13 protein-coding genes are annotated in these 14,088 nt (G+C 53.0%); 6 read left to right on the plus strand and 7 right to left on the minus strand.

All coding sequences use genetic code 11. The features are described from left to right. Window positions 1-24 precede the first annotated feature (24 nt). Window positions 25-999 (minus strand): TerC family protein, encoded by a 975-nt coding sequence (locus BBP27_RS09510; RefSeq protein WP_188212399.1) that lies wholly within the window; start codon window positions 997-999, stop codon window positions 25-27. 33 nt (window positions 1,000-1,032) lie between these two features. Next, the gene (locus BBP27_RS09515) at window positions 1,033-1,482 is read right to left on the minus strand and encodes a CopD family copper resistance protein (protein ID WP_128581381.1); all 450 of its coding nucleotides are present in this window, start codon (window positions 1,480-1,482) and stop codon (window positions 1,033-1,035) included. A gap of 254 nt (window positions 1,483-1,736) precedes the next feature. On the opposite strand from BBP27_RS09515, the gene BBP27_RS09520 reads away from it, so the two are divergent. Beyond that, a complete protein-coding gene (locus tag BBP27_RS09520) occupies window positions 1,737-1,949 on the plus strand; it encodes a YMGG-like glycine zipper-containing protein (protein WP_003684747.1) in 213 nt (70 codons plus the stop codon). A 63-nt stretch (window positions 1,950-2,012) separates the two neighbouring features. Here BBP27_RS09520 and BBP27_RS09525 read toward each other — a convergent pair whose 3' ends face one another. The 5 genes from BBP27_RS09525 to BBP27_RS09545 all read right to left on the minus strand — a co-directional run bounded on the left by BBP27_RS09525 (window position 2,013) and on the right by BBP27_RS09545 (window position 6,148). Further along, on the minus strand, window positions 2,013-2,933 hold the full coding sequence (locus BBP27_RS09525) for a hydrogen peroxide-inducible genes activator (RefSeq protein WP_003749313.1): 921 nt from the start codon (window positions 2,931-2,933) through the stop codon (window positions 2,013-2,015). Between the two features lie 3 nt (window positions 2,934-2,936). Next, the gene (minE, locus tag BBP27_RS09530) at window positions 2,937-3,200 is read right to left on the minus strand and encodes a cell division topological specificity factor MinE (protein ID WP_003680625.1); all 264 of its coding nucleotides are present in this window, start codon (window positions 3,198-3,200) and stop codon (window positions 2,937-2,939) included. A 3-nt stretch (window positions 3,201-3,203) separates the two neighbouring features. Next, window positions 3,204-4,019 (minus strand): septum site-determining protein MinD, encoded by an 816-nt coding sequence (minD, locus tag BBP27_RS09535; protein ID WP_188212398.1) that lies wholly within the window; start codon window positions 4,017-4,019, stop codon window positions 3,204-3,206. A 26-nt stretch (window positions 4,020-4,045) separates the two neighbouring features. Next, window positions 4,046-4,765, minus strand: a complete 720-nt coding sequence (minC, locus tag BBP27_RS09540) for a septum site-determining protein MinC (RefSeq protein WP_188212397.1) — start codon at window positions 4,763-4,765, stop codon at window positions 4,046-4,048. Between the two features lie 147 nt (window positions 4,766-4,912). Next, window positions 4,913-6,148 carry an FAD-binding domain-containing protein gene (locus tag BBP27_RS09545; protein WP_223168981.1) on the minus strand — a complete coding sequence of 412 codons (1,236 nt, stop codon included), beginning with the start codon at window positions 6,146-6,148 and terminating at the stop codon, window positions 4,913-4,915. 124 nt (window positions 6,149-6,272) lie between these two features. Here BBP27_RS09545 and BBP27_RS09550 point away from each other — a divergent pair, with 124 nt between their 5' ends. From BBP27_RS09550 to BBP27_RS09570, 5 genes are all read left to right on the plus strand, one after another. Next, complete coding sequence (locus BBP27_RS09550) at window positions 6,273-7,115, plus strand: ATP-grasp domain-containing protein (protein ID WP_188212395.1); 843 nt, start codon at window positions 6,273-6,275, stop codon at window positions 7,113-7,115. A gap of 304 nt (window positions 7,116-7,419) precedes the next feature. Further along, complete coding sequence (locus BBP27_RS09555; protein WP_049322442.1) at window positions 7,420-8,811, plus strand: alanine/glycine:cation symporter family protein; 1,392 nt, start codon at window positions 7,420-7,422, stop codon at window positions 8,809-8,811. Between the two features lie 81 nt (window positions 8,812-8,892). After that, window positions 8,893-10,149, plus strand: coding sequence for a D-amino acid dehydrogenase (locus BBP27_RS09560; protein ID WP_188212394.1), 1,257 nt, complete (start codon window positions 8,893-8,895; stop codon window positions 10,147-10,149). 180 nt (window positions 10,150-10,329) lie between these two features. Further along, window positions 10,330-11,139 carry a zinc transporter ZupT gene (zupT, locus tag BBP27_RS09565; protein WP_002224778.1) on the plus strand — a complete coding sequence of 270 codons (810 nt, stop codon included), beginning with the start codon at window positions 10,330-10,332 and terminating at the stop codon, window positions 11,137-11,139. 96 nt (window positions 11,140-11,235) lie between these two features. Then, entirely contained in the window at window positions 11,236-14,067 is a 2,832-nt protein-coding gene (locus BBP27_RS09570; RefSeq protein ID WP_188212393.1) for a valine--tRNA ligase, read from the plus strand. The last annotated feature ends 21 nt before the right edge of the window (window positions 14,068-14,088 follow it).

Genomic DNA, 14,088 nt, shown 5'->3' on the forward strand with positions numbered 1-14,088 from the left:
AGACGGCCTTTTTATATTGGCAGATTATTTTTTCTCTTGCTGACGCGTGTACACCAAAGAAGTCAGGATGGACGCGCCCAGTGCGCCGAAGACGACGGACAGGGAAATGGAAATCGGGATATGCACCCAGTGCATAATCAGCATCTTGATGCCGATAAAGCTCAATACGAAAGCCAAGCCGTATTTGAGGAAAATAAAGCGTTCGGCAAAGTCTGCCAGTAAGAAGTACATGGCACGCAGGCCCAAGATGGCAAAAATGTTGGAAGTGAGGACGATGAAAGGGTCGGTGGTTACGGCAAAAATAGCGGGGATGCTGTCCACGGCGAAGATGACGTCGCTCAATTCGATCATAATCAATACCAGTAAAAGCGGTGTAGCGATGCGTTTGCCGTTCTCGATGGTAAAGAATTTTTCACCGTCAAACTGTTGGCTGGTCGGGATGACTTTTTTGAGTAGGGTCAGGATTTTGTTTTGGGAAAGGTCTTCTTCAGCTTCGGCTTCGGGCTTCATCATGTGAATGCCGGTATAGAGCAGGAATGCGCCGAAAAGGTAGAGAATCCATTCGAATTGCTGTACCAGTGCCGCGCCGATGAAAATCATGATGGCGCGCAGGACGATGGCGCCGAATACGCCATAGAGCAGGACGCGGTGTTGGAATTTGGGTTCGACTTTGAAATAGCCGAAAATCATCAGGAAAACGAAGATGTTGTCGACGGCGAGGGATTTTTCGAGCACATAGCCGGTGAAGAATTCGAGGATTTTTTCTTTGGCGACAACAGCACCGTAAGCCGGGTTGCCCGCCAGTTCGAAATAGAGCCAGCCGGCAAATGCGCAGGATACGGCTACCCAAATGCCGCTCCAAGCGAGGGCTTCTTTGATGCTGACTTTGTGGGCGCCGTTTTTTTTCAGCGACACCATATCGATGGCAATCATGATTAAGACGGCAATAAAGAAGATGCCGTAAAACATCGGCGAGCCGACGGACGGGTATTGGGTCATAAACAATCCTTGTGTGCGGGGGAGGGGTAAGGTTTACCAAGACAGGTAGAACATTGCTTTGGCAAAAAAGACGATAAACAGCATATGGCTGAATACGACGGCGTGTATGTATTTCGACCAGCCGACGGTGAGGGTGTGCCGTGCCATTTTGACGACGGCGATGGCAAAATGTACCAAAACGCTTACTGCCAACAGGATTTTGATGCTCAGCATGATGCCGAAGGAGCTGTCGAATGGGTGGTGCAGTATCGGCAGGTAGCGGTTGTACACCATCACGATGCCGCTGATGAACAGGGTGATGACGACAGGCGGCATCACGCGGACGGCACGATGGGACATGGCACGCTCGACTTCGCGGCGCGATTCGCGTGAAACGCGGCCGGTGTGTAAAACGGAGAGGACCAGCATTTCGAAAAATACGCCGCCGACAAAGGCAATCGCGCAATAAACGTGGATGATGTGTGCCAGTGCGTAGATACTCATGACGGGTGTTTCCGGTAATTCAGACAAGTCGTCATTGTATCACTACCAAATGCGGTTGATGTATGCGCAATTTTATGCCAAATATATTAAAATTTATAAATATTCTTTTGGAATTGCCGTTTGTTTTTGCATTTAACCGTTCATCAAGAGCGTTATCTTAGTTTAATCTGTCTTTACTTATCAGAAAATATATTAATGAAAGGTTGTGCCATACTGTTCCATATAAAGCTTAACCCCTGATGGAGAATCAAACCATGAAGAAAACTTTTGCAAAAACTGTGACCTTGATCATGCTGGCCGCTTCTTTGGGCGCGTGTGCCAATATGACTCAAACCCAACGCAACACTGCTGCTGGTGCGGTATTGGGCGGCGTGGCAGGTAATTTGATTGGTGGCGATACCGGCTCTACCTTGGGTGGCGCGGCTTTGGGTGGCGTTATCGGCAGTCAAGTTCATACCCGCTACTAATCCTTTATTCGGTTAAAAATAAAAAGGCCGTCTGAATGTTCAGACGGCCTTTTGTTTTGCGGTTTATTCGTTGACGAACGTTACACCGGTCAGTTGCGATTGCAAAATGGCAGTGCGCAACGCAGTCAGTGCTTTCGGACGGACAAAGTTGCGGCGATAAGCCAAAACGACACGGCGGTGCGGTGCAGTGCCTTCAAACGGGATAATGCTGAAAAGCATGTGGTCGTTTTCGGTCAATGCGGTAGCCGGCATGACGCTGATGGCCAGGCCGCTGGCAACCATGTGGCGGATGGTGTTGATGGAGCTGCCTTGCAGGGTATTGGTCAAGCCCTGGATTTTTTGCTTGGAAGCCAATTCGGAACAGCTTGCCAACACTTGGTCGCGCATACAGTTGCCTTCGGACAGCAGTAACACTTGTTCTTCGCTCAAAAGTTGAGGCGTAACGGCATCGAGTTCTTCAAAGTGATGTCCTTTGGGAACGATGACGAAGAAAGGTTCGTCATATAGAGGCTCGGTTACGATGCCCGGCTCTTGGAACGGTTCGGCAACGACGATTGCATCGACATCGCCGCGTTTGAGCGACTCGGTCAGGATGTGGGTATAGTTCTCTTCCAGCATCAGCGGCATTTTCGGCGCGGTTTCACGCAGCGCAGTAATGAGCTTGGGCAGAAGGTAGGGGGCAACGGTAAAAATCAGGCCGAGTTTGAACGCGCCTTCCAATTCGTTTTGCTCTTCATTGGCAAGGTGCTTGATGAGTTCTGCTTCTTCCAGAACCCGGCGGGCTTGGGCGACAATGCGCTCGCCCGCTTCGGTCGTGATGATGTCGTTGCTGCTACGGTCGAACAGGGATACCGACAGCTCTTCCTCCAGCTTTTTGATGGCGATGGAGAGGGTGGGCTGGCTGACAAAGCAGCGTCGTGCGGCACGTCCGAAGTGACGTTCTTGTGCGACGGCTACGATGTAACGCAATTCGGTCAAGGTCATGTGTTAAGCCTTTTTTTGTTCCGGCAGGGTGATGTTCAGCTCAAGAACGTCCAAGCCATCTTGTTTCTCTTGGGAGATGCGGATGTCGTCCAATGATACGTTGACGTATTTGGACAGGACTTCCAGCAGCTCTTTGCGCAAGGTCGGCAGATAATCCGGAGCTTGGCCTTCTTGTGCGCGTTCTTGCGCGATGATGATTTGCAGGCGGTCGCGCGCGACGGTGGCGGTTTTCGGCTTTCTGCCGAACAGCATATCGAGCAGTGACATGTATTAACCTCCGAACAGTCGTTTTAAGAAACCTTTTTTCTCGGCTTCAAGGAAACGCATTTCGCGGTTTTCACCCAAGAGGCGGGCAATAACGTCTTTGTAGGCTTCGGCTGCGGCGGCATTGTCTTGATGGATGACAGGTTCGCCGGCGTTGGAAGCTTGCAGGACGTTTTGTGATTCGGGAATCACGCCGATCAACGGGATGCGCAAGATGTCGCAGATGTCTTGTACCGACAACATTTCGCCTTTGGCCACGCGCTCTGGGGAGTAGCGGGTAATCAGCAGGTGCTCTTTAACTGTGCCGCCTTGTTCGGCTTTGCGGGATTTGCTTTGCAAAATGCCCAAGATGCGGTCGGAGTCGCGGACGCTGGATACTTCCGGATTGGTGGTGATGATGGCTTCGTCGGCAAAGTAGAGCGCCATCAGTGCGCCTTGTTCGATACCGGCAGGGGAGTCGCAGATAATGAACTCGAAGCCCATTTTTTTGCTGGACAGCTCTTGCATCACTTTGTCCACGCCGTCGCGGGTCAACGCGTCTTTGTCGCGGGTTTGCGAGGCGGGCAGGATGTAGAGGTTTTCGCAGTTTTTGTCTTTAATCAGGGCTTGGTTGAGTGTGGCTTCGCCTTGGATGACGTTGATGAGGTCATACACGACGCGGCGTTCGCAACCCATAATCAGGTCGAGGTTGCGCAAACCGACGTCGAAGTCGATCACGGCGGTTTTGTGGCCGCGCAGGGCCAGGCCGGTTGCGATGCTGGCGCTGGTAGTGGTCTTGCCTACGCCGCCTTTACCTGAAGTTACTACGATGATTTTGGACACGATATTTCCTTTTTAAGTACTGATGTTTATTCGGCGTCGATTGCGCTGATAACCAGTCGGTTGTCTTGCAATGATACTTGTACGGGTTTTTTGTGCAGATGCTCGGGCAGGTCTTGCTCGAAGTTGCGGTAGATGCCGGCAACGGAGACTAACTCGGCCTGCATGGAATGGATGAAGATGCGCGCGTTGGTGTTGCCTTTTGCTCCGGCCAACGCTCTGCCGCGCATGGGGGCGTAAATATGGATGTTGCCGTCGGCGATAAGTTCTGCACCTTGGCTGACGATGCCGGTAACGATGAGGTCGCCGTTTTCAGCGTACACCTGCTGGCCGGTACGCACGGGCGTGCTGACCAATACGGTCGGATTGTTGATGACGGTGGCTTGTACGTCTTGCGGCTGCGGGGCTTGGCGCGGGGTGGGCGCTGCCTGTGTGTCGGCTGACTGGGTGGCGTTGCCTTGTTTGAAGACCAAGTGGTAACGCGCCGCCGCCGCCGCCCATGTGTCGCTGGTGTGGTGCAGCCCTAAGATTTGCATGCCGTAACGGGCAAACAGGGAAATCATGCCGCCCAAATCGATGGATTCGGGATGGTCGAAATCTTGTACGTCTAAAATGAAGGGAACGAATTCGTCTTGGGACTGGCCTGCCAGTTGGCGCAGGAATTCTTCCAATTCGGTTAGATCTGCGGTGTGCAGATGGATGGATAAGACGTCCAAACGTGACGTTTTTATGTCGAATGCGGGTTTCATTGTAATGAAATAATAAAATTTTTTAATGATGTAAGTTTACCGTGTAAATCTTGGCTATTCAATCTGTTTGGCCGTCTGAAACCAAAATATTTTGTTTGGGCGTTTTTTAGTTGTGTTTAGTGTGGTTTTTTGGTGTGAAGCTCTGTTTCAGACGGCCTTGGGGAAGGGGTAGCCGTGTGTGTCGATGTCATCGGCGGCCGCCCACGGTGTGTGAATGAGGGTAGACGGCAGGTGTGCCAATTCGGGGAGGTAACTGCGGATGTAGCTGCCATCGGGGTCGATTTGGTGCGAACGGTGGGCATAGCGGACGGTGGTCGTGTCTTGGGCGGCAAGGTGCCAGTTGGCTTGGTTGAGCGCAGGGTCGGTGCCGGTTTGGACGGAGGCTGTCCACGCGATGCCTTGGTTGGGGTCGAGGTTGAGGGCGTGGCAGAAATAGTGGGCGCACAGCTGCTGGAGAACGGGGTGTAAGTGGCCGGTGGCTTCGAGGCTGCGGATGGAGGCGTCGATGACGGGTACGCCGGTTCGGCCGTTGCGCCAGTATTCGCGCACCGGGGCGGCATCGGTTGTTTCGGGTAGTCGGCGGTGGTAGGCGAGCTGGTAGCAGTAGTCGCGGAAAATAAGCTTGTCCAGCCACTCGAAATGTCGGTTTGCCAAGCTTTCGGCGGCCAGCAGGCGCGGTGAAATGCAGCCTGCGGACAGGTAGGCATTGAGGAGGCTGGTGTTTTTTCGTGCCGGAAAGTTTTGGGTAATCGGGTAGTGAACCAAATTCTGTTTGAACGCGTGCCATTGCGTTAAGGCCGCGGTTTCGCCGCCCTGTTGATAGGCAGGCAATACTGCGCCGGTATGGGCTGGAAACAGTGGAACGTTTTGCCCAGTTTGAACAGGCAATTCGGTTTCAGACGGCCTTTGTTCTGAATAAGCCTGCAACCATGCTTGTTTATAGGCGGTAAAATCGGTGTAGGGCAGGCCGTTGGCATCCATGAGGGGGGCTTTGGCCAAGATACCGCGGTCGTTGGCGTGTTGCAGGGCAATGCCTGCGCGGTCGAAATTGTGCCAGAGGAGGTTGTCTTGGCGGATTTCGGCTTCGGTGTAGGCTTCGTCAGTGATGACGGTATGGGCATGGAGCGAAGCGGCCAAGGGGAGGAGGTCTTCGTCGGAAGCGACGGCATATAAGGGAATATGGTGTGCCGCCAGACGGGTATGCAGCTCTTGCGCGGCTTGATAATGGAACAGGCTTTGACGCAGATTGTGGTGTTCAGACGGCCTTTGGCTGCCCCAGACGCAGGCGATGGGCAAACCGCTTGCAACGGCGGCATTAAGCGCGGCATTGTCGTGCAGGCGGAGGTTGCGGCGGAACCAGACAAGGACGTGGGCAGATTTCATGAGCATGTTCCGACGGAAAAGGGGAAACCATTTTATCAGAATCGGCCTTATGTATCAGGCCGTCTGAAAAATCTTTTGGTTTGATTTCGCTATATAATTTTGGTTTTAGCAACGAGATGCAACCATGACCGAGCAAACCGTTTTGGCACTCATTACCTGCCAAACCTATCCCGAACCGTCGGACAACCTGAAAACATTGGCGGCGCATTTGGAAACCATGGGTGTGAAAACCGTATTTGATACGTGGCAAAACCATCCGTCCGCGCCGTTTTTGCTACCTTTGTGCGCATGGGATTATGCCGCCGAACCCGAAGCCTTCCGCCAATGGCTGGAGCATGCCGGGCAGGCGGGGCAGCGTTTTATCAATCCGCCCGAATTGATGGCTTGGAATATGGAAAAGACTTATTTGTGCGATTTGGCGGTACGCGGCGCGCAAGTGATTCCCAGCGTGTTCGTTCCCGCGCACAAAGACAAATTGGCCGATATTCTGAACCAACAAGGCTGGACGGAAGCAGTCATCAAGCCCGCATTCGGTCAGAGCGGCAAAGGCGTGGTCAAAGTTTGTGCGGAGGCATTGGAAGTGGATATGGCGGATTATCCGCAAGGTATGATGGTTCAACCGTATATCCGCGAAATCGAAACGGCGGGCGAAACCTCGCTGGTGTTTTTTAACGGCGCATTCAGCCATGCCGTGCGCCGTCAGCCGCCCCAAGGCGAATGGCGCGCCAACTCGGCCTATGGCGTGTCGGTGTTCGGTATCGAGCCGCCCGAGTTTGCCGTCCGTGCCGCACAAGACGTACTGGCTGCCTTGCCGCAAATGCCGGTTTACGCCCGCGTGGACGGTACACTGATTGGCGATACCTTCCTGCTTAATGAGTTGGAACTCATCGAACCTGCCCTGTACCTGCACACCAGCGAAGGCGCGACGGAACGCTTTGCCCGAGTGTTGGCCGGGTTGCTGGAATAGGATTGCGGCACGCACATTCAGGCCGTCTGAAAGACTTTTTTCAGACGGCCTGAATTTTTTTAAACAGTTGGCAGGAAGATGTTTTAAAGCGTGCTTTTATTTGTCATTTTAATTGGGCTGGGGTCTTGGCCTGCTCTGGATTGTAAACAATTTTCTTGGTGTCGATTAGGTTTTATTTAGGGTAAAAATACGAAAAGCTTTTGAAAATAAATATGTTGTAATCTTAAACATTCTGTGCTGAAATTACAGGACGCTACAAAAAAGTGGTGTTTTAAAAAAATAAAACAGACAAAGGAGAAAAACCATGCAATTGCTTTTAGACAATCTCAAAGCCTTTTTTGAAACCATCAGCGGCTGGGTCTGGGGGCCTATTATGTTGATGCTGCTGGTCGGTACGGGCATTTTGCTGACCGTTTTGCTGAAAGGCTTGCAGTTCACCATGCTGGGTTATGCACTGAAACAGGCGTTTGTGCCGTCAAAGAAGCATGAAGACGGCGAAGACCACGAAGGCGATATTTCCCATTTTGCAGCGTTGATGACCGCGCTGTCGGCCACCATCGGTACGGGCAATATTGCCGGTGTGGCGACTGCGGTGGTAACCGGCGGCCCGGGCGCGGTATTTTGGATGTGGATGACCGCTATTTTCGGCATGGCCACCAAATACGGCGAGGGCGTGTTGGCGGTGAAATACCGTGTGACCAACTCCAAAGGTGAGATGTCCGGCGGCCCGATGTATTACATCGAAAAAGGCTTGGGCAAAAACTGGAAATGGATGGCCGTCGCATTTGCGCTGTTCGGCACATTCGCTTCATTCGGTATCGGCAGCTCGGTGCAGTCCAACTCGGTTGCGCAGGCAGTGCAAACCAGCTTCGGCGTCGAACCTGCCTACACCGGCGTGATATTGACCGTATTAACGGCCATTGTGCTTTTGGGCGGCATTAAGGGCATCGCCAAAGCCGCGTCCTTTATCGTGCCTGCCATGGCCGTGTTTTATGTAGTGGGCGGTATTTCCATTATTGTCGTGAATTCTGACGCACTGATGCCTGCCGTCAAACTGATTTTCTCCGATGCGTTTAGCGCACAGGCCGTGGCCGGCGGCGCCATCGGCACGGTCATCCGCTACGGCGTGGCGCGCGGTGTGTTCTCCAACGAGGCGGGCATGGGTTCTGCGCCGATTGCCGCCGCTGCTGCGAAAACCGACCATCCCGTCCGTCAGGCATTGGTTTCCATGACCGGTACGTTTTTGGACACCATCGTTGTCTGCTCGATTACCGGTATCGTGTTGGTCATGGGTCTGCTCGGCGCAGGCGGCGAGTTTGTCAAACCTGAATTGAGCGGCGCGGCGTTGACAACCGTCACGTTCCAAAAAATGCTGCCCGGCATCGGCGGCTGGATTGTTACCATTGGCCTGATTTTCTTTGCCTACTCAACCATTCTTGGCTGGTGTTATTACGGCGAGAAATGCGCGGTGTACGTCTTCGGCGAACGCTTTGCCGCCCTCTACCGCGTGGGTTACGTCTCTTCCGTCATGCTGGGTACCGTGTTGAGCCTTGATTTGGTGTGGCTGGCTTCGGATACGTTCAACGGCTTGATGGCATTGCCCAACCTGATTGCGCTTTTGTTGATGGCGAAAGTCATCGTCAATGAAACGCGAGACTTCAAACAAAAAATCAAAAACGGCGAATTGCCGCATTGATGTCCAAGGCCGTCTGAATCTGAACATTCAGACGGCCCGATAGATAAAGTTTGTTTTGAAAAAAGTCAGAGGAGGAGAAAAATGAAAGTGCTTGTTTTAGGTGCCGGCGTGGCAGGCGTATCTTCCGCGTGGTATCTGGCAGAGGCAGGACATGAAGTAACGGTCATCGACCGCGCCGAGGGCGTGGCGATGGAAACCAGTTTTGCCAACGCAGGCCAGCTCTCTTACGGCTATACCACGCCCTGGGCTGCATCCGGCATCCCGACCAAAGCGCTGAAATGGCTGTTTAAAAGCCATCCGCCTTTGCTGTTTCGCCCCGACGGCAGCCTGTATCAAATCGAATGGCTGTGGCAAATGCTGCAAAACTGCACGGCAGCGCGCTATCAAATCAATAAAGAGCGCATGGTCAGGATTTCCGAATACAGCCGAGAAATGTTCCGCCGTTTTGAAGCGCAAACTGGCATGAATTTTGAAGGACGCAAAAAAGGGACGTTGCAGATTTTCCGCCAGGTCAAAGAAGTCGAAGCAGCAGAACAAGACATTGCCGTTTTGGAACGCTACGGCGTGCCCTACCGTCGTCTGAAACCCGAAGAATGCGCAGAATTCGAGCCTGCGTTGGCGCGCGTTACCGCCAAAATTGCCGGCGGCCTGCACCTGCCGGCGGATGCGACCGGCGACTGCCATCTCTTCACTGAAAACCTATACAAATTGTGTCAGGAGAAGGGCGTACAGTTTTATTTCAACCAAACCATCCGCCGCATCGACCACAACGGCCAGCGCATCAGTGCAGTGGAAACCGAAACGGAACGGTTTGAAGCAGATGCCTTCGTCTGCGCGCTCGGCTGCTTCAGCAGGACGGTTTTGGCGCAGTTGGACCTCAATCTGCCCATTTACCCCGTCAAAGGCTATTCCTTGACCCTGCCGGTCACAAATTCCGACGGCGCGCCGGTGTCCACCGTTTTGGACGAAAGCTACAAAGTCGCCATCACACGATTCGACAACAGAATCCGCGTCGGCGGCATGGCGGAATTATCGGGCTACGAAATCAAACTGCCCGAAAAACGCCGCGAAACATTGGCTTTGGTCGTCAACGATTTGTTCCCCGAAGGCGGCGACTTGAATCAGGCATTGTTCTGGAGCGGCCTCAGACCGATGACGCCCGACAGCACGCCGTTAATCGGCCGCACCCGTTTTGAAAACCTATTCCTGAATACCGGTCACGGAACTTTAGGCTGGACCATGTCGCTGGGTTCGGCAAAATTGACCGCCGATATCGTGAGCGGCAAAGACACTGAAATCCGCAGCGACGACTTGAGCCTATCGCGCTATCAGGCTTAAGCTGGAAAGCGATAAGGTTTGGTGATATTTCAAACTTAAAGGCCGTCTGAAAAATATTTTTCAGACGGCCCTTAGCTTTATGAGTATTGCGTCCAATCAATAAAATAAATAATAATTATTATCATATGCATTAAAAAGTGTTAGTCTGAACCTGTCCCAGCTTTTAGCGCAGGTTTTCTCATGCCCGATTTTTCGATGTCCAATTTAGCCGTTGCCTTTTCCATCACGTTGGCCGCCGGTTTGTTTACCGTATTAGGCAGCGGTTTGGTGATGTTTTCCAAAACGCCCAATCCGCGCGTGTTATCGTTTGGTTTGGCATTTGCCGGCGGTGCGATGGTGTATGTTTCCCTGACGGAGATTTTCAGCAAATCCAGCGAGGCGTTCGCTGAAATTTATGATAAAGACCACGCGTTTGCGGCGGCGACCATGGCATTTTTGGCCGGTATGGGCGGCATTGCGCTGATCGACCGCCTGGTGCCGAACCCGCATGAAACTTTAGATGCGCAAGACCCGTCGTTTCAAGAAAGCAAACGCCGCCATATCGCGCGAGTCGGCATGATGGCGGCGTTTGCGATTACGGCGCACAATTTCCCCGAAGGTTTGGCGACATTTTTTGCCACCTTGGAAAATCCGGCGGTCGGGATGCCTTTAGCCTTGGCGATTGCCATCCATAATATTCCGGAGGGCATTTCCATCGCCGCGCCGGTTTATTTTGCCACCCGAAGCCGTAAAAAAACGGTATGGGCGTGTCTGTTATCCGGTTTGGCCGAGCCTTTGGGGGCGGCTTTGGGCTATTTGGTTTTGCAGCCGTTTTTGTCGCCTGCTGTGTTTGGTTCGGTGTTCGGCGTGATAGCCGGCGTGATGGTGTTTTTGGCGTTGGACGAGCTGCTGCCGGCCGCCAAACGCTATTCAGACGGCCACGAAACTGTTTACGGCCTGACAACGGGTATGGCGGTGATTGCCGTCAGCCTGGTATTGTTCCATTTTTAAAACCCGTATGCCAAAGGCCGTCTGAAATGATTCAGACGGCCTTTTTGCGTTATAATCCGCACATCAAAAATAACCTTAATTTCACAAAGTTCCATCATGTTAGACAAATACAATCCAGCCGAAATCGAATCCAAACATTATCAAAACTGGGAAGAGCAGGGCTATTTCCAGCCTGATATGGATTTGACGAAACCGTCTTTCTCCATCCAACTGCCGCCGCCCAATGTAACCGGCACGCTGCACATGGGCCATGCCTTCAACCAAACCATCATGGACGGCCTGACCCGCTACTACCGCATGAAAGGCTGCAACACCGCTTGGATTCCCGGCACCGACCACGCGGGCATCGCCACGCAAATCGTGGTCGAGCGTCAGCTTGCCGCGCAAAATGTGTCCCGTCATGACTTGGGCCGCGAAAAATTCTTGGAAAAAGTGTGGGAATGGAAAGAAGTTTCTGGCGGCACGATTACGCAGCAGATGCGCCGCGTGGGCTGCTCTGCCGATTGGACGCGCGAGTATTTCACGATGGACGGCGTGCGTGCCGAAACCGTTACCGAAGTGTTCGTGCGCCTGTATGAGCAAGGCTTGATTTACCGCGGCAAACGCTTGGTGAACTGGGATCCCGTGCTCGGCACGGCGGTATCGGATTTGGAAGTGGAAAGCGTGGAAGAACAAGGCTCTATGTGGCACATCCGCTATCCGCTGGCGGACAATCCTGCCGAAGCCGTTATCGTGGCGACCACCCGTCCCGAAACGCTGCTGGGCGACGTTGCCGTTGCCGTCAATCCCGAAGACGAACGTTACACCCACTTGATCGGCAAAGAATTGATCCTGCCGCTGACCGGCCGCACCATCCCCGTGATTGCTGACGAATACGTTGAAAAAGATTTTGGCACCGGTTGCGTGAAAATCACGCCTGCACACGACTTCAACGACTATGAAGTCGGTAAACGCCACGACACGCGCCTGATTAATGTGTTCGATTTGGAAGCCAAAGTGCTGGCAAACGCCGAAGTGTTCAATTTCAAAGGCGAAGCGCAACAAGGTTTTGCCCTGCCTGAAAAATATGCAGGCTTGGACCGCTTCGCCGCGCGCAAACAAATGGTTGCCGATTTGCAGGAACAAGGTTTCTTGGTCGAAATCAAACCGCACACGCTGATGACGCCGAAAGGCGACCGCACCGGTTCCGTGATTGAGCCGATGTTGACCAACCAATGGTTTGTCGCCATGTCCGCCACGCCAAACGGCGGCGAGCCTGACAGCGAATTCAAAGGCTTGAGCCTGGCCGATAAAGCCAAAAAAGCCGTTGACAGCGGCGCAGTGCGCTTTATCCCTGAAAACTGGGTCAACACCTACAACCAATGGATGAACAACATCCAAGACTGGTGTATCTCACGCCAACTGTGGTGGGGTCATCAAATCCCTGCATGGTACGACAATGAAGGTAATGTGTATGTTGCCCGCAATCAGGAAGAAGCCGAAAAACAAGCCGGCAAAACCGGTTTGACTCGCGAAGAAGACGTATTGGACACATGGTTCTCTTCCGCGCTTGTACCATTCTCCACACTCGGCTGGCCGTCTGAAACCGACGAACTCAAAGCCTTCCTGCCGTCCAATGTCTTGGTCACCGGCTACGAAATCATCTTCTTCTGGGTGGCGCGCATGATTATGATGACCACCCACTTCACCGGCAAAGTACCGTTTAAAGACGTGTACATCCACGGCATCGTGCGCGACCACGAAGGCAAAAAAATGTCCAAATCCGAAGGCAACGTCATCGACCCTGTGGATTTGATTGACGGCATCGACTTGGAAAAACTGCTGGTAAAACGTACCACCGGCCTGCGCAAACCCGAAACCGCGCCGAAAGTGGAAGAAGCAACCAAAAAACTCTTCCCCGAAGGCATTCCGAGCATGGGCGCGGACGCATTGCGCTTCACCATGGCAAGCTACGCCAGCCTCGGTCGCAGCGTCAACTTCGACTTCAAACGCGCCGAAGGTTACCGCAACTTCTGCAATAAATTGTGGAATGCCACCAACTTCGTGTTGATGAACACCGAAGACAAAGACTGCGGTCAAGACGAAATGCAGCCGTTGGCGTTTACCTTCGCCGACCAATGGATTATCGGCAAACTGCAACAAGCCGAAGCCGCCGTTGCCGAAGCCTTTGAAACCTACCGCTTCGACCTTGCCGCACAAACGCTGTACGAATTTGTGTGGAACGAATATTGCGACTGGTACATCGAGCTGGCAAAAGTGCAAATCCAAACCGGCTGCCCGACAACCCAGCGCACCACACGCCGCACCCTCGTGCGCGTACTCGAAACCATCCTGCGCCTGCTGCACCCAATCATGCCGTTCATTACCGAAGAGCTGTGGCAGGTCGTTGCGCCTCTGGCGAATGCCAAAACCGCCGACAGCATCATGTTGGCCGCCTATCCGCAAGCCGATAAAGAACAAATCGTTCAGACGGCCTTCGACAAAATGGCCGCATTGAAAGACTTGGTGGAAGAAGTGCGCAAACTGCGCGGCGAAATGGGTATCGCGCCAAACGTCAAAGCACCACTCTTCGTCGAAGGCAGCGCAGAACTCGAAGGCCTGCTCAAATATCTGCCGTCGCTGACCCGACTGACCGAAGCCAAGCTGGTGGACAGCCTGCCCGAAGCAGAAGACGCACCTGTCGCCGTCTGCAACGGCGCGCGCCTGATGCTGAAAGTCGAAATCGACAAAGCCGCCGAAACCGCCCGTTTGAGCAAAGAAGCCGAGAAGCTGCAAAAAGCTTTGGACAAACTCAATGCCAAACTCTCCAAACCCGGCTACACCGAAAAAGCCCCTGCGCATCTGGTGGAAAAAGACAAAGCCGATTTGGCGGAATTGGAAGACAAAATGGCGAAAGTTCAAACTCAGTTGGCGAAGTTGAAAGACTGATTTTGATTGAATAGACAAGGC

This window comes from Neisseria sp. RH3002v2g, assembly GCF_014596425.2.
In the GTDB taxonomy this organism is placed as follows: domain Bacteria; phylum Pseudomonadota; class Gammaproteobacteria; order Burkholderiales; family Neisseriaceae; genus Neisseria.